Here is a 21,478-nt window from a genome sequence, read left to right as displayed (position 1 = left end):
GGGCGCAGCACCGCCGAGCCCGGCGCGCGCGCTCCAATGGCAGCATCATGAACAGCTTCCCTCCCCTCTTCCTCTCGCATGGCTCGCCGATGACGGCGCTGGAGCCGCGCGAGGCCGGTGCCTTCATGCAGCGGCTGGGCCGCGCGCTGGACGCCGAGTTCGGCCGGCCGCGCGCGCTGCTGGTCGTCTCGGCCCACAGCCTGGCGCGCCAGCCGGTGCTGCTGGCCGGCGCGCGGCATGAGGCGGTCTACGACTTCGGCGGCTTCGATCCGAAGCTCAACCGCCTGCGCTACGACGCCGCCGGCGCGCCGGCCCTGGCCGACGAGGTCCAGGCGCTGGCGGCCCGGGCCGGGGTCGCGATCGCCCGCGCGGACCAGGGCGGGCTCGACCATGGCGCCTGGACACCGCTGCGCTATGTCTACCCCGAGGCCGAGGTGCCGGTGCTGCCGCTGGCCTTCGTGCCGAGCCAGAGCCCGGCCCAGCAGTTCGCGCTGGGCCAGGCGCTGGCGCCTCTCGCCGAGGACGGCGTGCTGATCATCGGCAGCGGCAGCATCACCCACAATCTGCGCCTGGTCTTCGGCGGCGGCCGCCCGCCCGCCATCGACGCGCCGGAGATCGAGGCCTCGCGCGCCTTCCGCGACTGGTTCGTGGCGCGCAGCGCCGCGCGCGACTGGGACGCGCTGCTCGACTACCGCCAGCAGGCGCCGCACGCGGTCGACATGCATCCGAGCGACGAGCATCTGCTGCCCTGGTTCGTGGCGGCCGGCGCCGGCGGGCGCGCGGCGGCGCCGCGGCGCCTGCATGCCAGCCTGACCTTCGGCTCGCTGGGCATGGATGCCTATGGCTTCGGGCCCCTGGCCGCGCGATTGGCGGACTCGACGAAGGGCTGAGCGCCGCCGCGGCGGCCGCAGGCTCGCCGGCGCGGGCTTGCTTCGCTTAAAGTGCCCGGATGTTGTTTCTGACGCCCCGCTACGCACCCGAATTGGTGGCGGCTTCGCTGCTGATCGCGACCTTCGCGTCCTATGTCAGCCTGGATCTGGCCAAGCGCGTGCGCACGCCCGATCTGGCCGTCGCGCGCAGCTGGTGGGCCGGCGGCTCGCTGGCCATGGGCACCGGCATCTGGGCCATGCATTTCGTCGGCATGTTCGCCTACTCGCTGCCGATCGAGCTGGGCTACCGCAGCCTGCAGACCCTGCTGTCCTGGATCGCCGCCATCGGCGTCTCGGCGGTGGCGCTGGCCCTGGCCAGCCGCGGCCGCCTGAGCCTGGCGCGCCTGGCCGGCGGCGCCCTGCTGATGGGCCTGGGCATCTGCGCGATGCACTACATCGGCATGGCGGCGCTGGACATGGCGCCCGGCATCGTCTGGGACCCGCGGCTGGTGGCGGCCTCGGCGCTGATCGCGGTGCTGGCCTCGGCCGCCGCCCTGCTGATCTTCTTCTGGCTGCGCGAATTCGGCGGCAGCCGTTATCGCCCGCTCTACCAGCTGGCGGCCGCGCTGGCGATGGGGCTGGCGATCAGCGGCATGCACTACACCGGCATGGCCGCGGCCGGCTTCCCCTTCGACAGCGTCTGCCTGAGCGCCGACCAGCTCAGCGGCCGCCTGCTCGGCGGCCTGGTGATGCTGGCCTCGCTGGGCCTGCTGTCGATGACCTTGCTGAGCTCGACCCTGGATGCGCGGCTGCAGAGCAAGGCGCTGCGGCTCTCCAGCTCGCTGCAGACGGCCAATACGCAGCTGCAGTCGGCCAATGAGGAGCTGCGCCGGCGCGCCTTCCTGGACCCGCTGACCGAGCTGCCGAACCGCCTGCTGTTCGAGGACCGGCTGCAGCATGCGCTGGCACGCAGCGGCCGCGACGACCCGCGCCGCGACGCCGGCGAGCGGCGCAGCGAGCGCATCGCCGTGCTGTGCATCGACCTGGACGGCTTCAAGCCGGTCAACGATTCGCTGGGCCATGCGGCCGGCGACCAGGTGCTTCGCGAGGTCGCGCGGCGCCTGCAGGCGACCGCGCGCGACAGCGACACGGTGGCGCGCATTGGCGGCGACGAGTTCGTGCTGCTGATGGAGGACGTGCCCGAGATCGCGGACTGCATCAGCCTGGCGCGCCGCCTGCTCGAGGCGCTGGCCACGCCGCTGGGCCTGGCCGACCAGCCGCTGCTGCCGATCTCGGCCTCGATCGGCATTGCCGTCCATCCGGACCATGGCCCCGGCGACAAGCTGATGGCGCATGCCGACGCGGCCATGTATGCGGCCAAGCGCGCCGGCGGCAACAGCTGCGCGCTGTTCGAGCAGCATATGGATGCGCGCGCGCTGGAGCAGCTGAGCCTGCACACCGAGCTGCGCCAGGCGATCGCGCAGGGCCAGCTGGAGTTGCATTACCAGCCCAAGCTGGACAGCCGGCGCGGCCAGATCCGCGGCGTCGAGGCGCTGCTGCGCTGGCGCCATCCGCAGCGCGGCCTGATCGCGCCCGATGTCTTCATCCCCATCGCCGAGCGCTTCGGCCTGATCAGCGAGATCGGCAACTGGGTCATCGACGAGGCCTGCCGGCAGATGCAGCTGTGGCAGCAGGCCGGCCTGCGCATGCGGGTGGCGATCAATCTGTCGGTCCACCAGCTGCGCCAGAGCGATCTGGTCGAGCGCATCGCCACCGCGCTGCGGCGCCACGAGATCGAGGCGGCGCAGCTCTTGTGCGAGATCACCGAATCGGTGGCGATGGAGGACGTCAAGACCACGCTGCGCGCCTTCGGCGGCCTCGGCGAGCTGGGCGTCTATCTGGCGATCGACGATTTCGGCACCGGCTACTCCAGCCTCAGCTATCTGCGCCGGCTGCCGGCGCGGCAGCTGAAGATCGACCGCAGCTTCATCAATGACCTGGACCTCAGCAGTGATGCGCGCGCCGTCGTCGATGCGGTGATCAAGCTGGCCCACGCGCTGGGCCTGAGCGTGGTGGCCGAGGGCGTCGAGACGCCGGCGCAGCGCGACATCCTGGTGGCGCTGGACTGCGATGAACTGCAGGGTTATCTGTTCGCCCGCCCGATGCCGGCCCAGGCCCTGCTCGACTGGGCCGCCGGCCGCGACCGGCCCGAGGGCGCGGCCGATTTCTCGCCCTCGGTGTTCGCCGGCCTGTCCTGAGCCCGCCGCTGCGGCGAACGGCCGCCGATGTAGTCCAATGGCGGCACCTCGGCTTTGTGGAAGGTGGGATCGCCATGGCATCCTGGTCGCTCGTTTCTCCGCTCGGCGCCGCGGCGCTGCTGGGCGCCGCCCTGCTGCTGCCCGGCAGCGCCTGGCTGAGCCTGCTGTGCGCGGTGGCGCTGATTGCCGCCGTGCTGGCCGCCGTCCATCATGCCGAGGTGATCGCGCACCGGCTCGGCGAACCCTTCGGCACCCTGGTGCTGGCGCTGGCGGTGACGGTGATCGAGGTCGCGCTGATCCTGTCGATGATGCTGGCCGGCGGCCCCGACAAGGCGACCTTGACGCGCGACACCATCTTCTCGACCCTGATGATCATCTGCAACGGCGTCGTCGGCCTGTGCCTCCTGGTCGGCGGCATCCGGCACCGCGAGCAGCTCTTTCGCGTCGAGGGCGCCAGCACCAGCCTGACGACGCTGATCGCGATGGCCACGCTGACCCTGGTGCTGCCACGCTTCACCACCAGCACGCCCGAGGCCAGCTATTCGCCGCCGCAGCTGGCCTTTGCCGCCGCCATGTCGCTGCTGCTGTGGCTGATCTTCATCTTCGTGCAGACGGTGCGCCATCGCGACTACTTCCTGCCCCAGGTGGACGCCGATCACGACGACGCCCATGCGGCGCCGCCGAGCAATGGCCAGGCCTGGGCCAGCGCGGCCCTGCTGCTGATCGCGCTGGTGGCCGTCGTCGGCCTGGCCAAGGTGCTGTCGCCGCAGATCGAGGCGGCGCTGGAAGCAGCCGGCGCGCCGCCGGCCGTGCTGGGCATCGCGATCGCGATGCTGGTGCTCTCGCCGGAGACGGTGGCCGCCGTGCGCGCCGCGCGCGCCAACCGTCTGCAGACCAGCCTGAACCTGGCCTACGGCTCGGCGCTGGCCAGCATCGGCCTGACCATCCCCGCCGTCGCGGTCGCCTCGCTGGCCTTCGAGCTGCCGCTGCTGCTGGGCGCCGATGCCAAGGAGCTGGTGCTGCTGCTGCTGAGCTTCCTGATCTCCTCGCTGACCCTGGCGCTGGGCCGCACCCATGCGATGCAGGGGGCCGTCCACCTGGTCATCTTCGCGGCCTTCCTCTTCCTGGCCCTGGTGCCCTGAGCGCGGCGCGCGCAAGCAATAAAAAACGCGGCCCGTGGGCCGCGTTTTTCGTCGTCATCGTGGAGCGGGTGATGGGAATCGAACCCACGTAGTCAGCTTGGGAAGCTGCGTCACGAGCTGTGGTCGCGTCCTGCGAGCACATGACGCGATCCGCGCCCGTAACGCAGCCAAGCAATCGAACGTCTCAACGTCGATGGGGCGACTTCTCTTCAGATCGCCGGTAACGATCTGCGACGACGATCAGGGATGTGGAGCGGGTGAAGGGAATCGAACCCTCGTATGCAGCTTGGGAAGCTGCCGTTCTGCCATTGAACTACACCCGCGTTAATGCGAGTCTATCATCCTGAGCGATCGATTCAGCTGAGGGGCCGGCCCAGCCGCCAGAGGCGATCAGATTTGCTCCAAGTTGAAGATTCCCCTTAGCCTTCCATCATACTGTACTCTTTTTTTGTTTTCTACTGGGCGCGCGGACTTCAGTTATCTCAATATTTGTTGACCTGGATTGTCAAACTCTGAACTTTTTGGAATAAAAATGAAGCAAAGTATCGAAGCAGCAATCAATCAAATCCAAAAAGCATTTGAACCCCTCCAATGCGTTGCGAAAAGCGATGACTATGGAGCGCGAATAAATTTCACAGTCTTTGATAAAGATGAGCCATACAGCCGCAGCTTCTCCAAAGCTCAATATTCGGACGCCGCTCGGCTTAATCTGTTGCTCGATAGCGCTCGGCGAGAGGTGTTTAAGTAGCGGAGCGTTTGATTATGTCCATTCATAACACACGGATTCGCTGCACTTCATGTGAATTTCAGGGACTTCTGATACATCGGCCTGTGACGCTTGTCTATCAACTTCCCAACGGGCGAGAGATGAGAGCCGGGCGACAATACGGCTGGTGCGAGCACTGCAACGGTATCAGAGACATCGAGCCCGATTTTTCCACGTATTTCGATAAAGATCAGCGAATTGCCGAGCTTGTCAAACAGGTCACTTCTATCCGATTCAGCATAAAGAAAATGTTTCGATCGCTTTCGAATAGTGGGCTCTCGTCCGCGGAAAGTGAGCTGTTAGAAATTGAATTCGGGCAAAAAATTGCGCGCAGCCGAAACAGTTCTCCGCGCTGCCTGACATGCGGCATCGGAGATGCGGGCATCGTGGTTCCCATTGGTGATTATGTGCACGCGTGTGGTGGGAAGTTGGTGCAGGCAGGCCCCGACGACGAGTTTCGAGCTCAGTGGATCGAGGATGTCATATACCTCGACTACGAAGGATGCAGAGTAGAAAAATTTGACGGAGCATATGGTTACCGGAATCTGGCCAACCATATCAGCATAGACGGCGTTGTCGGAAACGGGCGCTACGAAGGTGTTCTGTTAACGACGGCGTTTGATGTGGAAGACCTGTCTCCAATGCTCGAAGATAAGCTTCTATTCAGAGAGTTCGCCTTAGCAGTCGAATCTCGTATTGAGGCTGGAAAATTTGATGACCCTCTCGCCGGATTCACTGAAGGGCCAACACGCAGTCAGCTGCAATCGCTTTCGGAGTCCGTAAGGATCTTGATATGCCGCGATAAAAAACCGGTCAGCAAATGGTTGAAGTCACAAATTTCCGGTTAGCATCGAAGCTGCTTATATGTCAAAAATCGCAATCCGCGTGAACTGCCCCCAATTTTTATTTATGGATATTCTGAGATTGGTACTACGGCGCATGAGTTACTTGGAAAATGGCTTGAAACGAATGGGCGTATTACTTGTGCTCGTTGCTGCTGGAACTCTCGGTGGTGTTAACGCGAAGGCTGACGAGTTTGATTCGAGAGTCAATCCGAAAGTGATTGAATCCAATGGCTCCATTCGAATTCTATTTAATGGTGAAATAAAGAATGGGGATGCGGAATCTATTGTCACGCTCCATGACCGGGCAGTCGCGGATATTGAAAAGAAGAATGGTGTTGGACCCCAAGAGCCGCCTAAACTAACCATTACATCGCCAGGAGGAAATGTCGCCGAAGCGATGGCAATTGGACGTTGGATACGAAAAATGAAGGGGACTGTTTATGTTCCCTTCGATTCACCATGTTTTAGCTCATGTGTCTACGTTGTCGCAGCCGGATATCAGCGATATATCTTCGGTGATATTGGCATTCATCGGCCATTTTTGAACAAACTGGACAATGAGAGTCCCGGTAAAATATTGCAGGCAATTTTGGTGCAATCGCGAGCTTATTTTTTTGAGATGGGCGTTCCGGAGAGACTTGCTGATGACATGTTCTCTGTGGAGCCTGAGCAGAATAAAATTCTGTCCAAGGAGCAGCTCTCCGCGTATCGGCTCAATCAACCGGACTCAGGCTACAAAGAGGAAATCGCCATTGCTGAGGCGAAACGCCTTGGAATTTCGAGAATTGAATACAATAAGAGGCGTGCTGGATTCTTGAAGGACCTTGAGGTTTGTGAGCTTCTTCGCCCTGAATCAGTGATGTCGAAGTGTGCCAGCGATAGCGCAAAAAGACGCGGAATAGATTAAACCAGGGAAAACCTAAAATCGGCCCAGCTTAATCCATGGGTTCGATTCCCTTCACCCGCTCCACATCCCTGATCGTCGTCGCAGATCGTTACCGGCGATCTGAAGAGAAGTCGCCCCATCGACGTTGAGACGTTCGATTGCTTGGCTGCGTTACGGGCGCGGATCGCGTCATGTGCTCGCAGGACGCGACCACAGCTCGTGACGCAGCTTCCCAAGCTGATTACGTGGGTTCGATACGCATCGCCCGCTTGGCATCCTTGCCCAACTTCGCAGGCCGTCATCGACGGTCTGATGGAGACTCAGGCCGTCGACGTTCAAACGTCCGCTCGCCTCGATGGTGGCACGGGTGCGGATCGCATTGCGCTCGCTTCCGCCTCGCGTGCCTCAACGCTCAATCAACGCCGCACGATGCGCCCCGGCTCGATCTGCTCGACCGCGGCCGGGTTCTCGCTCAGCAGCTCGGCCAGCGCGTCCAGATCGATGCCGATGCTGGCGCGGTCGCGGCCCTGGCGCAGCACGCCGGCGCCGTCGCCGCCCTCGGCCATGAAGTTGTTGACGACCAGGCGGTAGTCGCGCGCCGGCTCGAGCGGCCGGCCGTCGATCTTGACCTCGCCCAGGCGCGCCTGGCCGTCGGCGCCCATGCTCCATTGATAGCGCAGGCTGCCCGAGACCTGCAGCAGGCGGGGCTGGGCGTCGCCCTTGGGCAGCTGGCGCTGCAGCAGCTCCTGCAGCTGCGCGCCGCTGACCGTCATCACGACCAGCTCGTTGGCGAAGGGCTGGATCGCGAACAGATCGCTCATCGTCACCGGCCGGCCCGGCTCGACGACCAGGTCGGCACGGATGCCGCCCGGGTTCATCAGGGCCAGATCGGCCGGGCCGCGCTTCTTCGCGTAGGCCAGCTGCGAATCCGCGATCAGATTGCCCAGCGGCCCGTCGCCATAGGGCGCCGTGACCGCGCGCGACGCGCCGCGGCTGAGCGTGGCGACCGGCTTGTTGCGGGCGGCGGCGGTCAGCTCGGCGGCGCGCTGCACCAGCGCGACGAAGGCTGGGTTCGGCGCATAGGCCGATTGCAGCACCGGATGGTTGACCGCCTGCGCATCGAGTACCCGGCCCTGGGCGTCCAGCTTCAGCCGGCTCTCGGTGATCCAGCCCCCATAACTGCCTGCCTGCACGAAGAGGCGGCCGTCGATCTTGCAGGTGTAGGCATTGTGCGTGTGGCCGCCGATGACGATGGCATAGGCCGGATCGAGCCGCCTGGCCACGTCGATGCCGCGGCCCTGCAGGCCGGGGCAGGCATAGCTGGGATCGTTGGCGCCCTCGCGGTACAGCGCGCCCTCGTGCATCACCGCCACCAGCAGCTGCGCCCCTTCGGCGCGCAGCTGCGGCACCAGCGCATTGAGGCTGTCGGCCTCGTCGACAAAGCGCAGGCCGCGGATCGCGCTGGGGATGACGACCGAGGGCGTGTCGCGCGTGATCGCGCCGACGATGGCGACCTTGAAGCCGGCCACCTCCTTGATGACATGGGTCGGCAGCGGCGGCTTGCCGGTCTCGGCATCGAGCAGATTGGCGGCCAGATAGGGAAAGCCGGGGCCCCTGAAGCCGGGCCAGACGCAGCCGCCGGCCGGGCATTCGCCGCGCGCCTTGCGCAGGAATTCCTGCAGGCCGGCGTCGAGCTCGTGGTTGCCCAGCGCCGTGGCGGCCAGACCCAACTCGGCCATCGCGGCCAGGGTCGGCTCGTCCTTCAGCAGCGAGGACAGCTGCGGCGAGGCGCCGATCAGGTCACCACCGGCGACCAGCAGCGAATCGGGCCGCTCGGCACGCAGCTTGGCCAGCGCGGTCGCCAGATGGGCGATGCCGCCGGCCGGCTGGGGCTTCAGTTCGCCGGTGGTCGGGTCGGGCAGGCGCGGCATCAGCGGCGTCGGCGACTTGGGCTGGATATTCCCGTGGAAGTCGTTGATCGAGAAGATCGTCAGCTCGCGCGGCGGCGCCTCGGTGCTGGCGCAGCCGGCCAGCAAGGCCAGGGCGATGGCGCACAGACCGGCGATCGATGAGCGGGTATGAGGACGGTGGGGCAGCGAGGACAAGACGGTTCTCCAATCGGCGGGTCGCCGGCGCCGGGCGCCGGAGGCGGCGCATCTTAAGCCCCGCTCAGGACAGCGGTTTGTTGTCGGGGCGCGACAGACGAGCGCGATTCGCACGCTGTCACGGCGGCGGCACATTCGCTCGCCAGACTGCCCGCATCGAGGGCCGACGCCAGGAAAAGCGGCGCCTGGCCGTCGATCCGGCCGGCCGCGGAGGAGCCTGGCACTAGAGTCCCACCCCGCGTTTTCGGGCGTTCGCCGCGTGCACAGGGGCACGACAATTGCTAGTTATCGGCCGAGGCCGGCAGACCATCCAGCCCTGGCGGGCATGGACGGCGGTGGTGAGGGAGTGAGCGTTGGGGGCTTGCCTGGGAAATATTTACGTCCCAGACACAAAGCCTTTGTTTTTTCAAGCCGTGCTTTCTTCCGTGTCGCAAAAGGAACATGAAAACGTTTGCGACCACCCCGACTGCTACATTTTTTATTAGTGGGTACTTACGCGTTCATCTTTCGAGGAGTGACAGGAATGAGCAGCAGGCAGATGGGTTTCGGGGCGTTTTCCAGGACGGCCTTGAGCGTGGCGGTCGCCATCGTGGCGGCCGCACCGGCCATGGCGCAGAACACGACGGCGGCGATCAATGGTCGCGTTGCCGGTCCGGATGGCAAGCCGGTTGCCGGCGCGACGGTCAGCATCGTCCACCGCGAGTCGGGTTCGGTCAGCAATCTGGTGACCGACGCGGACGGCCGCTATTCGGTGCGCGGTCTGCGCGTCGGTGGCCCGTACACCGTCACCGTTAGCAAGGGCGCCGACAAGGAAGTCCGCGAGGACGTCTATCTGCAGCTGGCCGAGAGCCGCGCTATCGACCTGACCCTGGGCGCCAATGTGCTGGCCACCGTGCAGATCACCGGCTCGGCCAACAGCAAGTTCAATCCGACGACCATGGGCGCCGGCACCGCGCTGGGCCGCCAGGAACTCGACGCCTACGCCTCGCTGAACCGCAATCTGCAGGACTATGCCCGCATGGATCCGCGTCTGTCGCAGACCGACAAGGATCGCGGCGAGATCTCGGCCGCCGGCCAGAACTCGCGCTACAACTCGATCACCGTCGACGGCGTGCGCATCAACGACACCTTCGGCCTGGAGGCCAACGGCCTGCCGACGATCAAGCAGCCGATCTCGATCGACGCCATCCAGGCGGTGCAGATCAACGTCTCGAACTACGACGTGACCCAGCAGGGCTATACCGGCGCCAACATCAACGCGGTCACCAAGTCGGGCACCAACGATCTGCACGGCAGCCTGTACTACGTCTACCGTGACGACAATATGGCCGGCAAGCGCTACAACCGCACGACCGACACCTACACGAATCCGCCGCCGTTCAAGGAAGACGTCAAGGGTCTGACGCTGGGCGGCCCGATCATCAAGGACAAGCTGTTCTTCTTCGCCAGCTATGAAGAGCTGAGCAGCAACCGCGACGTGCCGCAGTTCGGCCCGGTCGGCAGCAGCCTGGTCAATGTCGGCATCACGCCGGACCAGATCAAGGCCGCGCAGGACGTGGCCAAGAACTTCTATGGCATCGACATCGGCGGCATCCCGGCGGCCGATACCCTGCTGGTCAAGGACTCGCTGCTGAAGCTGGACTGGAACATCAGCGACAACCACCGCGCCAATATCCGCTACACCAAGACCGACCAGTCGCAGCCGATCGCCCCGGGCTTCTCGGCGACGACGCTGTCGCTGGATTCGCGTTGGTACACCACGGCCAAGACGATCGAGTCGGTCGTTGGCCAGTGGTTCGCCGACTGGACCGACACCTTCTCCACCGAGCTGAAGCTGTCCAAGCGCGACTACTCGAGCGTGCCGCTGAACAAGTCCGACATGCCGGAAGTGCAGCTGGTCTGGACGACGACCGCGCCTCCGGGGACGGCTACCGGCAACCGCACGCTGCGCTTCGGCACCGAGGAAACGCGCCACTTCAACAATCTTCAAACCGAGACGACGAACGCCTACTTCGCCGGCAACCTGCTGCTGAACGACCACGAGATCAAGGCCGGCGCGGATTTCGAGTCCAACCAGATCTACAACGCCTTCGTCCGTCGCGCCAAGGGCCAGTACACCTTCCAGGGCACCGACCCGGTCGCGCTGTGGGCCGCCGGCAATGCCAGCGCCTACCGCATTCAGCAGCCGCAGACCGGCCGCACGCTGGACGACGCCGCGGCGAACATGACCTTCGACAATCTGGGCCTGTTCGTGCAGGACACCTGGACCGTCAACAAGCAGCTGTCGCTGATGGCCGGCCTGCGCATCGACTCGCTCAGCACCGATGACCGCCCGATCTACAACCCGACGGCCAGCACCGCCTTCGGCTACGACAACTCGCACACGGTCGACGGCGAAAAGCTGATCCAGCCGCGCTTCGGCTTCAACTATGCCTTCGACATCGACAAGCGCAAGCAGCAGGTGCGCGGCGGCGTCGGCCTGTTCCAGGGCGCGGCAGCCACCGTCTGGTACGCCAACCCCTACCAGAACACCGGCATGGTCGTGAACGACTACGAGTGCACGCTGAACAACTGCACGGGCGCCAACGCGGTCAAGTACAACCCGGATCCGAACAAGCAGCCGATCCTGGGCTCGTCGGCCCGCCAGAACGTCGACTTCCTGGCCCCGGGCGTCAGCCAGCCCTCGGTCTGGAAGATGAACCTGGCCTATGACGCGGAGCTGCCCTGGTACGGCCTGAGCGCCGGCGCCGAGTGGCTGCACACGCAGGTCAAGCAGGGTCTGGCCTACAAGCACCTGAACCTGGGCGCGCCGAGCGCCACCGCGCCGGACGGCCGCCAGGTGTTCTGGAATGCCGCCGGCCAGAACCCGAACTGCTGGGCCGCGGGTGGCGCCACCCCGGCCAACAACACCACGCCGGGCGCGCTGTGCTCGGGTGCGACCGTTCGCACCAACCGCAACAACACCTTCAACGACGTGACCCTGGTCGAGGCCACCGACAAGGGCAAGGGCGACACCCTGACCCTCTCGCTGACCAGCCCGACCAAGGCCGGTTTCGGCTGGGGCGTCGCCTACACCCGCACGAACGCCACCGAAGTCAGCCCGCTGACCTCGTCGACCGCGTTCTCGCAGTGGGCGAACCGTCCGGTCTACAACCCGAACGAAGTTGTCGCGGCCAACTCGGTCTACACGATCCGCAACCGCTTCAGCGCGAACGTGAACTGGTCCAAGGCCCTGATCAGCAAGTACAAGACCAGCTTCGGCGTGTTCTACGAAGGTCGTGACGGCAAGCCCTACAGCTGGACCTTCAACAACGACATGAACGGCGACGGCGTGTCGGGCAACGACCTGCTGTACGTGCCGAAGGGCGCCGGTTCGGGCGAAGTGCTGTACAAGCTGCCGGGTCAGACGGTCGCCGCCTCCGGTGCCGCCGCCGAGGCCAAGTTCTGGTCCATCGTCGACAGCGAGCCCTCGCTGCGCGATGCCAAGGGCAGCGTGGTCGGCCGCAACACGGCGCGTTCGAAGTTCGCCAACAGCTTCGATGCCCGCCTCAGCCAGGAAGTCCCGGGCCTGTGGAACAACCACAAGGGCGTGCTGTCGCTGGACATCTTCAACGTCGGCAACCTGATCAACCAGCGCTGGGGCCATATCGACGAGATCGGCTTCTCCGACGGCAGCGGCGGCCAGGTCCGCAAGTTCGTCAACTACGCCGGTATCGAGAACGGCAAGATGGTCTACTCGGTCAACGACCCGTTCAGCTACACGACCAAGCAGAACAAGGGCGAGTCGCAGTGGGCGATCCAGGTCACCGCTCGCTACGAGTTCTGATCGAAGGCTGTGCCAAACAAAAGGCCCCTCACGGGGCCTTTTTTCATGGCGGCTGGCAACGCGCTGTCTATTTGTTGATGTCGCCCAGGCACAGGTACTTGATCTCCACATAGTCCTCGATGCCCTGGCGTGCGCCCTCGCGGCCCAGGCCGCTTTGCTTGATGCCGCCGAAGGGCACCTCGGCCACCGAGATCAGGCCCGTGTTGACGCCGACCATGCCGTATTCCAGCGCCTCGCCGACGCGGAAGATGCGGCCGATGTCGCGGCTGTAGAAATAGCTGGCCAGTCCGAACTCCGTGGCATTGGCCAGGGCCACGACCTCGTCCTCGGTCTTGAACTTGAAGATCGGTGCGACGGGGCCGAAGGTCTCCTCGCGCGAGCAGAGCATCTGCGGCGTCGCGTCGGCCAGCAGCGTGGGCTCGAAGAACTGCGTGCCGCCCAGGCCCTCGGCGCGCTTGCCGCCGGCGACCAGGCGCGCGCCCAGCGCCAGCGCATCGGCGACATGGGTCTCGACCTTGGCGACGGCCGCTTCCTCGATCAGCGGGCCGACGTTGACGCCCGCCTCGAAGCCGTTGCCGACCTTCAGTTGCCCGACCTTGGCGGCCAGCTTTTCGACGAAGGCCTCGTAGACGCCGGCCTGCACATAGATGCGGTTGGCGCAGACGCAGGTCTGGCCGGCATTGCGGTACTTGCTGGCCATCGCGCCCTCGACGGCCGAATCGAGATCGGCATCGTCGAAGACGATGAAGGGCGCATTGCCGCCCAGCTCCAGGCTCAGCTTCTTGATCGTCGGCGCGCACTGCTTCATCAGGATGCGGCCAACCTCGGTGGAGCCGGTGAAGGACAGGTGGCGCACCACGTCGCTGGCGCACAGGACCTTGCCGATCGCGATCGACTGCGCCGAGTCGGCCGTCAGCACGTTCAGCACGCCGGCCGGCATGCCGGCGCGCTGCGCCAGTTCGGCCACGGCCAGGGCCGACAGCGGCGTCGCCTCGGCCGGCTTGATGACGACGCTGCAGCCGGCGGCCAGCGCCGGCGCCACCTTGCGGGTGATCATCGCGATGGGGAAATTCCAGGGCGTGATCGCCGCGCAGACGCCGATCGGCTGCTTGATCGCCAGATAGCGCTTGCTGGTGTCGGTGGTCGGGATGGTCTCGCCATAGACGCGCCGGCCCTCCTCGGCAAACCAGTCGATGAAGCTGGCGCCGTAGATCACCTCGCCGCGCGCTTCCGCCAGCGGCTTGCCCTGCTCGGCCGTCATGATGCGGGCCAGGTCGTCGGCATGCTTGACCAGCAGTTGCTGCCAGCGCAAGAGGATGGCGGCGCGCTCCTTGGCCGTCTTGGCGCGCCAGACCAGCCAGGCATTGTTGGCGGCGGCAATCGCCGCCTCGGTCTCGGCCTCGCCCAGATTGGCCACATCGGCCAAATGGGCGCCGGTGGCCGGGTCGTGCACGGCGAAAGTGCTCTTGCCGCCGACCCATTCGCCATTGATCAGCGCCTGCGTCTTCAAGAGGCTGGCATCGGCAAGCGTTGCCAGCACCGGGGTCTTGCTGCTGTCCATATCGATTTGCTCCAGATTTGCGAGGTCTTCAAACCCCACTCTACCCGCTCGCGCCAGGCCTCGCCGCTGCCCTCGCCTCTATAATCAAAAGCTCCAAAAAATCAAGCATTTAGGTCCGGAATGAAAGCAGCAGAGATCCGTCAGACGTTCCTGAAGTTCTTCGAGTCCAAGGGGCATCAGATCGTCGCCTCGAGCCCGGTCGTGCCCGGCGACGACCCGACGCTGCTGTTCACCAACGCCGGCATGAACCAGTTCAAGGACGTGTTCCTGGGCTTCGACAAGCGCCCCTACTCGCGCGCGACCACCAGCCAGAAATGCATCCGTGCCGGCGGCAAGCACAACGACCTCGACAACGTCGGCTACACCGCGCGGCACCACACCTTCTTCGAGATGCTGGGCAACTTCTCGTTCGGCGACTACTTCAAGCACGACGCGATTTCCTTCGCCTGGGAACTGCTGACGACGAAGTTCATGCTGCCGGCCGAGAAGCTGTGGGTGACCGTCTATGCGGAGGACGACGAGGCCTACGAGATCTGGAACAAGGTGGTGGGCGTGCCCGCCGAGCGCATCGTGCGCATCGGCGACAACAAGGGCGGCCGCTATATGTCCGACAACTTCTGGATGATGGGCGACACCGGCCCCTGCGGCCCCTGCACCGAGATCTTCTACGACCACGGCCCCGAGGTCGCCGGCGGCCCGCCGGGGTCGCCGGACGAGGATGGCGACCGCTATATCGAGATCTGGAACAACGTCTTCATGCAGTTCAACCGCACCGAAGACGGCGTGATGCACAAGCTGCCCAAGCCCAGCGTCGACACCGGCATGGGCCTGGAGCGCCTGGCCGCCGTGCTGCAGCATGTGCATTCGAACTACGAGATCGACACCTTTGTCGGCCTGATCGCCGCGGCCAAGAAGGCCGTCGACGGCGCGGCCGCCGCCGGCAACGATGCGGACAAGGACTCGCCCTCGCTGAAGGTGATCGCCGACCATATCCGCGCCTGCTCCTTCACCATCGTCGACGGCGTGATCCCCGGCAACGAGGGCCGCGGCTATGTGCTGCGCCGCATCGCCCGCCGTGCGATCCGCCATGGCTACAAGCTCGGCGCGCGCAAGCCCTTCTTCCATCAGATCGTCGCCGAGCTGGTCGTGCAAATGGGCGAGGCCTATCCCGAGTTGCGCCAGGCGCAGGCCCGCGTCACCGAGGTGCTGAAGCAGGAAGAGGAGCGCTTCTTCCAGACCATCGCCAACGGCATGGAGATCCTGGAAACGGCTCTTGCCAAGGGCGACCAGCAGATCGACGGCGAGACCGCCTTCAAGCTGCACGACACCTATGGCTTCCCGGTCGACCTGACCGCCGATGTCTGCCGCGAGCGCGGCGTCACCGTCGACCAGGCCGGCTTCGAGGCGGCGATGAACCGCCAGCGTGAGCAGGCGCGCGCGGCTGGCAAGTTCAAGATGGCGCAAGGCCTTGAATACAAGGGCGCAGCCACGGCCTTCCACGGCTACGAGCACCTGGTCTGCGAGACGAGCAAGGTCACGGCCGTCTACGTCGACGGTTCGCCGGTCGCCGAAGCCCGGGCCGGCGACGATGCCGTCGTCGTGCTGGACCACACGCCCTTCTATGCCGAGAGCGGCGGCCAGGTCGGCGATGCCGGCGAGCTGCGCAACAACACGAGCCGCTTTGCCGTCGAGGACACGCTGAAGATCCAGGCCGATGTGTTCGGCCACCATGGCCGCGTGCTGGAAGGCACGATCAAGCTCGGCGATACCTTCACCGCCAAGGTTAATGCCGAGGCCCGCGCCAAGACCGTGCGCAACCACAGCGCCACCCACCTGATGCACAAGGCCCTGCGCGAGGTGCTGGGTGCCCATGTGCAGCAGAAGGGCTCGCTGGTCAATGCCGAGCGCACGCGCTTCGACTTCGCCCACAACGCGCCGATGACGGCCGAGCAGATCGCCAAGGTCGAGGCCATCGTCAACGCCGAGATCCTGGCCAATGCGTCGGCCCAGGCCCAGGTGATGGCGCTGGACGATGCGCAGAAGTCGGGCGCGATGATGCTGTTCGGCGAGAAGTACGGCGAGACGGTGCGCGTGCTGTCGATCGGCTCGTCCAAGGAACTGTGCGGCGGCACCCACGTCAAGGCGACCGGCGACATCGGCCTGTTCAAGATCGTCGCCGAGGGCGGCGTCGCGGCCGGCGTGCGCCGTGTCGAGGCCGTCACCGGCGACAACGCGCTGGCCTATCTGCAGCAGCTCGAGAACACCGTGCAGGCGGTGGCCGGCACGCTGAAGGCGGCGCCGACGGAGCTCGAGCAGCGCGTGCACGCGGTGCTGGACCAGGTGAAGGCGCTGGAGAAGGAACTGGCCGCCGCCAAGAGCAAGCTGGCCTCCGCCCAGGGCGACGAGCTGGTCGCCAGCGCGATCGACGTCAAGGGCATCAAGGTGCTGGCCGCGACCCTGGTCGGCGCCGATGCCAAGACCCTGCGCGAGACCATGGACAAGCTGAAGGACAAGCTGAAGACGGCGGCCATCGTGCTGGCCGCCGTCGATGGCGACAAGGTCCAGCTCGCCGCCGGCGTGACGCCCGACAGCATCGCCAAGGTCAAGGCCGGCGAGTTGGTCAATTTCGTCGCCCAGCAGGTCGGCGGCAAGGGCGGCGGCAAGCCGGACCTGGCCATGGCCGGCGGCACCCAGCCGGCGGCCCTGCCGGCCGCGCTGGCCAGCGTGCAGGCCTGGGTCGCCGAACGCGCCTGATTGCACTAGGATCCCCCAGCAAGGGGCCCTGGGCAGACCCGGGCCCCTTGTCCATTTCAGCAAGGACGACAAGAACATGAGCGACGAGCACGACATCGACCACGACAACGCCGAGCGCCTGGCCGCCCTGCTGCAGATTCTGGTTCCCGGCACGCCGCAGGACGAGCACCCGGTGCCGATCGACACGCTGGACGGCTATATGACGGCACTGATCTGCGGCCCGCAGGACGGCGTCGCCGCCTCGCCGCTGCAGGCGATGGACGCGCTGTACGGCGAGGACTGGGCAAGCGCGCTGGACGAGCAGGACGCGACCGAGGAGTTCATGGAGGTGCTGCACAAGCGCTGGAACGAGATCAGCGAGGCGCTCGATCCGGCCGCGCTGGTGGCCGACCAGGAACTGATGCGGCTGACGCCGCTGATCACCGAATTCGACGAGGCGACCAAGGCCGAGCTGCTGTCGCAGGGCGTGTTGAAGGCCGAGCAACTGGACCATCTGCCGGCCAGCGGCCATATGTGGGTCGAGGGCTTTATGCAGGCGGTCGAGGATCACCAGGGCGCCTGGTATGTCAACGACCACGACAGCGAGCAGGGCCAGATGCTGGACGCCATGCTGATGGCGATCGCCGCCGTAGCGATGCCGCCCGGCGAGCAGCGCGATGCCTATATCGCAGAAAGCTACGAGCCTGAGGACGAGGTCAACCAGGACGTGCTGCTGGACGACGCGCTGTTCTCGGCCCAGGATCTGCGCCTGTTCTGGCTGCAGCCGCCCGGCGGCAAGCTGCAGAGCTGAGCCGCTGCTGTCGCGGCAATGCGGCAAGCCGGCTTGACCAGCGTCGCGGCCGGCCCGGATACTGGGCCCATGACCGAGAGCTTCGCCACCGCCCTTGCAGCGACGCCGCATGCCGTCGTCGCGGTGGCGCTAGCTTGGCCACTGCATTTTTCGATGCAGCGCATCGGGCGATGTCTCTAGCGGCCGACGTTTGCCCCTCGACGAGACACTCTTTCCTCGAAGCCCGCTGAACCAGCGGGCTTTTTTCTTGTGCCTCCACCTACCGACCGGAGAACCCCCATGAGTACCGACGAGCGCTTGCAGCAGCCGCCCCTGAACATCCGCCGCATCGAACCGAGCGACGCGGCGGCGATGGCCCGCCTGGTGCGCGATCCGGAGGTGTTTCCCGGCCTGCTGCAGGTGCCCTATGCCTCGGAGGCGATGTGGAAGCAGCGCCTGCAGGACTGCGGCGCGCCGGGCAGGAACGATCTGCAGCTGGTGGCCGAGCGCGGTGGCGAGCTGGTCGGCAACGCCGGCCTGCAGCCGGTCGGAGAGGCGCTGCGGCGGCGCCACGTGATGGGCCTGGGCATCATGGTCGCCGCCCATGCGCAGCGCCAGGGCATCGGCCATGCCTTGATGACGGCTTTGCTGGACTTTGCGGACAACTGGGCGCAGGTGCTGCGGATCGAGCTGAGCGTCTATGTGGACAACGAACACGCGATCGCGCTGTACCAGCGCCATGGCTTCGAGGTCGAGGGCCGCATGCGCGCCTATGCGCTGCGCGCCGGCCGCTATGTCGACACCCTGGCGATGGCGCGCCTGCATCCGCACCCGCCCCGCCTGCTGGGCTGAGCGAACGCGGCCGCCTGGGACGGGTGTTTTCTAGAGCGCCCGCAGGCTCGGGCGGCGATGCAGGGCCACTTGCACCGCCTGCGCCTGGGTGGCGGCGCTCTGCCCTTCGATCAGCACCGGCGGCAGGCGCTGCGGCGGCGGCTTGTTGTCCTGCGGCGGCGGCTCGGCGCTCAGGCGCTTGCCGGTGATCACCAGCCGGGCCAGCTTGACGACCTCGCTGGCCTCGGCCGGAGCGGCGGGCAGCAGCAGCGCAAGCAGCATCATCGCCGCGGCCAGCGCGGCCGAGGCGGGGCGACGAAGCGGCGCGCGCTGAGCAGACGCTTGCGGGGTCTGACTCGGGGTGGGCCTGGGGCGCTTGTCCATGGAAACAGTATCTGCAAGGCCGATCCAAGGCTCCAGCGCAAAGCGACGAACTGCGATCTGGCGCGACGGGTTGGCGCCAGTGCCGCATGAAAACCGCCCCACTCGCAAGCGCGCCGCCGGCCTCCCGATAATGAGGCTCCGAACATCACCAACTTCCAGGCACCGTAGCGCATGAACGAAAACCCGCTGCTCCCCCGCATCGATCGCCCCGAATTCGCGCAGCTGACGCCCGGCGTCAGCGAGGCGCTGCAAGCGCTGGGCAGGGCCATCGCCGGCTCGGGCCTGGCCAAGGACCTGCTGGAGCTGATCAAGCTGCGCGCCTCGCAGCTGAACGGCTGTGCCTACTGCCTGCAGTTCCATTTGAACGTGGCACGAGGCCTGAGCGTGCCGGCCGCGAAGCTGGATCTGCTGGCCGCCTGGCGGGAGGCACCGGTCTACAGCCCGCGCGAACGGCTGGCGCTGGCCTGGACCGAGGCGCTGACCGGCGCGCAAGGCGCCGACGACGCGCTGTACGCGCAGTTGCTGGCCGAATTCGGCCCGGCAGAACTGGCCTTTCTGACCGCGGCAATCGCCAATATCAACGCCTGGAATCGAATCGCGATGGGTCTGCGTTTCGCGCCGCCGCTGCCGGCCGGCGCCGCCTGAGCCTTCCGTTCCCTCAGTCGACGCGCACCCAGCGCAGATCGAGCACCGAGTTGGGCCATTGCACGGCCTGGATGTTGCGGCGCAGGACCCAGATCTGCGAGACACGGTACAGCGGCAGGATGGGCAGTTCGGCATTCAGCAGGCGCAGGCTGTCGCCGACCAGCTGACGGCGGCGCTGCAGATCCGGCTCGGCGCGGATCGCGTCGATCAGCGCATCGAGCTTCTCGCTGCTGTAGCGGCCCGCATTGAAGACGCCGGCCGTCGCGCCGTCGTGGCTGTGCACGACCGACTGCAGCATGTTCCAGGGGTCGGCGCCCGGCGACCAGCCAAATTCGGCCAGGCTGATCGTCGCCTGCGTCAGCTTGGGAAAGAACAAGGCCGCCGGCGTCGTCTGCAATTTCGCACGGATGCCGACCTTGTCCAGCATCGCCGCGACGGCCTGGCAAACCGCCTGGCGAAACGAGATATTGACGCAGTCGAAGCTGCTGCTGAAGCCGTTCGGATAGCCGGCCTCTTTCAGCAACGCCCGCGCCGCTGCGGGGTCGTAGGGCAGACGCCGGTCGAGCTCGGGGACGTAACCGTCGAGCAGCTTGGACAGGAAGGAGCCGGTCGCCTGCGCCTGGCCCCGCAGCACCTGCCGCACGATCAAGTCCATATCGATGGCCTGATAGACGGCGCGCCGCACGCGCAAGTCCTTGAAGGGGTTGGCGCCCCTAATCTCGCTGCCCTGCAACTCGCCGCGCTGCTGGTCGAAGGCCAGGTACTGCGTGCCGATATCGGGCATCTCAAGCAACTTCAGGCCGGCGTCCTGGCGCAGTCGCGTCACGTCTTGGAACGGCGGATCGAGCACCACATCGACCTGGCCCGAGCCCAGCGCCGCCAGCCGGGTCGCGTCGGACTGGATCACCAGGAACTGCGCCTCGTGGACATTGCCGGCATGGCTCGCCCGGCCCCACCATTGCGGGTAGGCCAGCAAGGTCGTGCGCACATCGGCCTCGTAGCGCTGCAACCGGTAGGCACCGGTGCCCATCGCATTGCGCACTGCATAGGTTTCCTGCTTGCCGTTGTAGTCCTGCGGCTTGCTGACCTGGTGCTGTTCGCACCAGGCCTTGCTCATCATCCCCACCTGCCAGAGCTTGCCCGGCAGCACCGCATCGGGCGCCTGCAGCAACACGTCGATCGTCAGCCCATCGACCTTGCGGGCGCCGAGCACGCCGCTCATCTGAACGGCACGCTGCGAACTGGGCTGCAGCGCGCGTTCGATCGAGAACACCGCATCGTCGGCGGTGAACGGGCTGCCGTCGTGGAATTTGACGCCGGGGCGCAGCTTGAAGCGCCAAGTGAGGGCATCGATATTGGCCCAGGACAAGGCCAGCCAGGGCTGCAGGCGGAATTGCTCGTCGCGATTGACCAAGCCTTCGTATATCTGCTGTATCACGCGCGTGTGGTACAGCAGCGCCAGCGCATGCGGATCCATGGTCTGCGGATCGTTGGCAGTGGCAATGCGCAAGGGTTTCGCGCCGGCAACGCCCAGCACGATGCACAGCAGCAAGCCTAGCCCGGTGCGCTTCATCGAAGCTTCCTCGTCTCGTTGACACCCGTCAGAGCGGGCGGACGAAGTATGCCGGCGAGCGCCAGCGGAGGGACCCCATATTGTCCCGGAGGCCCAAAAGCAAAACCCCTCGCACCGGTGAGATGCGAGGGGTTAGCTGGAGATAATAGCCTGACGATGACCTACTTTCACACGGGAATCCGCACTATCATCGGCGCTGAGTCATTTCACTGTCCTGTTCGGGATGGGAAGGAGTGGGACCAACTCGCTATGGTCATCAGGCTT

General features: G+C 65.8%; 15 protein-coding genes, 1 tRNA gene and 1 rRNA gene. 11 read left to right on the top strand and 6 right to left on the bottom strand.

Translation table 11 applies throughout. The features are described from left to right. Window positions 1-47: 47 nt before the first annotated feature. From QWJ38_RS05580 to QWJ38_RS05570, 3 genes are all read left to right on the top strand, one after another. Window positions 48-890 carry a dioxygenase family protein gene (locus tag QWJ38_RS05580; RefSeq protein ID WP_290358081.1) on the top strand — a complete coding sequence of 281 codons (843 nt, stop codon included), beginning with the start codon at window positions 48-50 and terminating at the stop codon, window positions 888-890. A gap of 59 nt (window positions 891-949) precedes the next feature. Then, a complete protein-coding gene (locus QWJ38_RS05575; RefSeq protein ID WP_290358080.1) occupies window positions 950-3,127 on the top strand; it encodes a putative bifunctional diguanylate cyclase/phosphodiesterase in 2,178 nt (725 codons plus the stop codon). A gap of 74 nt (window positions 3,128-3,201) precedes the next feature. After that, complete coding sequence (locus tag QWJ38_RS05570) at window positions 3,202-4,269, top strand: calcium:cation antiporter (RefSeq protein ID WP_290358079.1); 1,068 nt, start codon at window positions 3,202-3,204, stop codon at window positions 4,267-4,269. A gap of 249 nt (window positions 4,270-4,518) precedes the next feature. On the opposite strand, the gene QWJ38_RS05565 is transcribed toward QWJ38_RS05570, so the two are convergent. Beyond that, window positions 4,519-4,592, bottom strand: a tRNA-Gly gene (locus QWJ38_RS05565). 209 nt (window positions 4,593-4,801) lie between these two features. On the opposite strand from QWJ38_RS05565, the gene QWJ38_RS05560 reads away from it, so the two are divergent. The 3 genes from QWJ38_RS05560 to QWJ38_RS05550 all read left to right on the top strand — a co-directional run bounded on the left by QWJ38_RS05560 (window position 4,802) and on the right by QWJ38_RS05550 (window position 6,787). Beyond that, a complete protein-coding gene (locus QWJ38_RS05560; RefSeq protein WP_290358078.1) occupies window positions 4,802-5,017 on the top strand; it encodes a hypothetical protein in 216 nt (71 codons plus the stop codon). A gap of 83 nt (window positions 5,018-5,100) precedes the next feature. Beyond that, window positions 5,101-5,883 (top strand): hypothetical protein, encoded by a 783-nt coding sequence (locus QWJ38_RS05555; RefSeq protein ID WP_290358077.1) that lies wholly within the window; start codon window positions 5,101-5,103, stop codon window positions 5,881-5,883. A gap of 91 nt (window positions 5,884-5,974) precedes the next feature. After that, window positions 5,975-6,787, top strand: coding sequence for a COG3904 family protein (locus tag QWJ38_RS05550; RefSeq protein ID WP_290358076.1), 813 nt, complete (start codon window positions 5,975-5,977; stop codon window positions 6,785-6,787). Between the two features lie 395 nt (window positions 6,788-7,182). Here QWJ38_RS05550 and QWJ38_RS05545 read toward each other — a convergent pair whose 3' ends face one another. Beyond that, complete coding sequence (locus tag QWJ38_RS05545) at window positions 7,183-8,871, bottom strand: bifunctional metallophosphatase/5'-nucleotidase (protein ID WP_290358075.1); 1,689 nt, start codon at window positions 8,869-8,871, stop codon at window positions 7,183-7,185. A 523-nt stretch (window positions 8,872-9,394) separates the two neighbouring features. On the opposite strand from QWJ38_RS05545, the gene QWJ38_RS05540 reads away from it, so the two are divergent. Continuing rightward, the gene (locus QWJ38_RS05540) at window positions 9,395-12,697 is read left to right on the top strand and encodes a TonB-dependent receptor (RefSeq protein WP_290358074.1); all 3,303 of its coding nucleotides are present in this window, start codon (window positions 9,395-9,397) and stop codon (window positions 12,695-12,697) included. 67 nt (window positions 12,698-12,764) lie between these two features. Here the strand turns inward: QWJ38_RS05540 and QWJ38_RS05535 are convergent, their stop codons facing one another. Further along, window positions 12,765-14,258: an NAD-dependent succinate-semialdehyde dehydrogenase gene (locus QWJ38_RS05535; RefSeq protein WP_290358073.1), complete on the bottom strand. Its 1,494-nt coding sequence runs from the start codon at window positions 14,256-14,258 to the stop codon at window positions 12,765-12,767. A gap of 120 nt (window positions 14,259-14,378) precedes the next feature. Here QWJ38_RS05535 and alaS point away from each other — a divergent pair, with 120 nt between their 5' ends. The 3 genes from alaS to QWJ38_RS05520 all read left to right on the top strand — a co-directional run bounded on the left by alaS (window position 14,379) and on the right by QWJ38_RS05520 (window position 18,633). Beyond that, on the top strand, window positions 14,379-17,012 hold the full coding sequence (gene alaS, locus QWJ38_RS05530) for an alanine--tRNA ligase (RefSeq protein WP_290358072.1): 2,634 nt from the start codon (window positions 14,379-14,381) through the stop codon (window positions 17,010-17,012). A gap of 76 nt (window positions 17,013-17,088) precedes the next feature. Then, window positions 17,089-17,802, top strand: a complete 714-nt coding sequence (locus QWJ38_RS05525; RefSeq protein WP_290358071.1) for a UPF0149 family protein — start codon at window positions 17,089-17,091, stop codon at window positions 17,800-17,802. Between the two features lie 279 nt (window positions 17,803-18,081). After that, the gene (locus tag QWJ38_RS05520; protein WP_290358070.1) at window positions 18,082-18,633 is read left to right on the top strand and encodes a GNAT family N-acetyltransferase; all 552 of its coding nucleotides are present in this window, start codon (window positions 18,082-18,084) and stop codon (window positions 18,631-18,633) included. A gap of 30 nt (window positions 18,634-18,663) precedes the next feature. Here QWJ38_RS05520 and QWJ38_RS05515 read toward each other — a convergent pair whose 3' ends face one another. Then, the gene (locus QWJ38_RS05515; RefSeq protein ID WP_290358069.1) at window positions 18,664-18,996 is read right to left on the bottom strand and encodes a hypothetical protein; all 333 of its coding nucleotides are present in this window, start codon (window positions 18,994-18,996) and stop codon (window positions 18,664-18,666) included. A 171-nt stretch (window positions 18,997-19,167) separates the two neighbouring features. Between QWJ38_RS05515 and QWJ38_RS05510 the strand changes: the two genes are divergently transcribed. Further along, window positions 19,168-19,641, top strand: a complete 474-nt coding sequence (locus QWJ38_RS05510) for a carboxymuconolactone decarboxylase family protein (RefSeq protein WP_290358068.1) — start codon at window positions 19,168-19,170, stop codon at window positions 19,639-19,641. 13 nt (window positions 19,642-19,654) lie between these two features. Here QWJ38_RS05510 and QWJ38_RS05505 read toward each other — a convergent pair whose 3' ends face one another. Both QWJ38_RS05505 and rrf read right to left on the bottom strand, forming a co-directional pair. Further along, window positions 19,655-21,214 carry an ABC transporter substrate-binding protein gene (locus QWJ38_RS05505; RefSeq protein ID WP_290358067.1) on the bottom strand — a complete coding sequence of 520 codons (1,560 nt, stop codon included), beginning with the start codon at window positions 21,212-21,214 and terminating at the stop codon, window positions 19,655-19,657. A 148-nt stretch (window positions 21,215-21,362) separates the two neighbouring features. Continuing rightward, a 5S ribosomal RNA gene (gene rrf / locus QWJ38_RS05500) occupies window positions 21,363-21,475 on the bottom strand. Between the last annotated feature and the right edge of the window lie 3 nt (window positions 21,476-21,478).

The sequence above is a fragment of the Roseateles violae genome, assembly GCF_030410485.1.
Classification (GTDB): Bacteria; Pseudomonadota; Gammaproteobacteria; order Burkholderiales; family Burkholderiaceae_C; genus Roseateles_D; species Roseateles_D violae.
This window is presented reverse-complemented; position numbering and strand designations above follow the sequence as displayed.